General features: G+C 60.5%; 1 pseudogene. It reads left to right on the top strand.

Annotated features, from left to right (window positions below):
* Window positions 1-125 precede the first annotated feature (125 nt).
* Window positions 126-896 (top strand): annotated as a pseudogene (locus EVC45_RS44865) (Tn3 family transposase); the annotation flags it as partial.
* Window positions 897-917 lie beyond the last annotated feature (21 nt).

Below are 917 nucleotides of genomic sequence, written 5' to 3'. Positions count from 1 at the left end.
CGCGTTGTAGTCACGCGCATTCGTCACCCGGTAGCCCGGCTTGGCTCGTTTGCGCGGTTCGCCACTCTTCAGTCTTGACTTGTAAGGCATGAAAGCTCGCCAGTCGGATTGATCACTGGACTCTTTCTACCCGACCCTCAGCCGCCGTGCAAGTGACCCTGCTGAACAAAGCCACGTTCGGCTACCAGTTCGCGCCGCGCTATCGCGATCGGCATAAAAAAATCGATCGTCTGGTCGCCCGCCACCCGCCGGGTCATTACAATGAAGACTGGCTGATCCGGCCGTCGCGCAGGTCCGACGACGAACTGATTATCCGTGAGTGGACCAACATCCAGCGCATCATGGCTTCGCTGGCGCAGAAAGATGTGACGCAGGCGACCATCGTGCGCAAGCTCAGCAACTATGCCCGCCAGAACCAGACGAAGAAGGCGCTGTGGGAGCTCGACAATCTGTGCCGCACGCTCTACATTCTCGAATTCATCGACGATGTCGGCTTGCGCCAGAGCGTGCAGAAAGCCCTGAACCGCGGCGAGGCCTATCATCGTCTGCGCCGTGCGATTGCCTTTGTCAACGCCGGCAGGTTTCGCGTGCAGACGGAGGCCGAACAGCAGATCTGGAATGAATGCTCGCGGCTGATCGCCAATGCGATCATTCACTACAACACGGCCTTGCTTTCGCGGGTGTACGAGCAGAAGCGCGCCACGGGCGACGATGCCGCAATGGCGCTGATCGCTGGTATGTCGCCCGTCGCATGGCAGCACATCAACCTGTTCGGGGCATTCGAGTTCACGCCTGGTGGCGCTACCGTCGACATCGAGACACTCGCCTCGTACTATGCCGATCCGGCGTGGTGGAACAGAATTGCCCGGCCGGGCCAGACACGACCGGACGCGTAGCTGCCGCAGGCAGCATTCGTC

It is taken from the genome of Paraburkholderia sp. UYCP14C (genome assembly GCF_004197395.1).
GTDB lineage: Bacteria > Pseudomonadota > Gammaproteobacteria > Burkholderiales > Burkholderiaceae > Paraburkholderia.
This window is presented reverse-complemented; position numbering and strand designations above follow the sequence as displayed.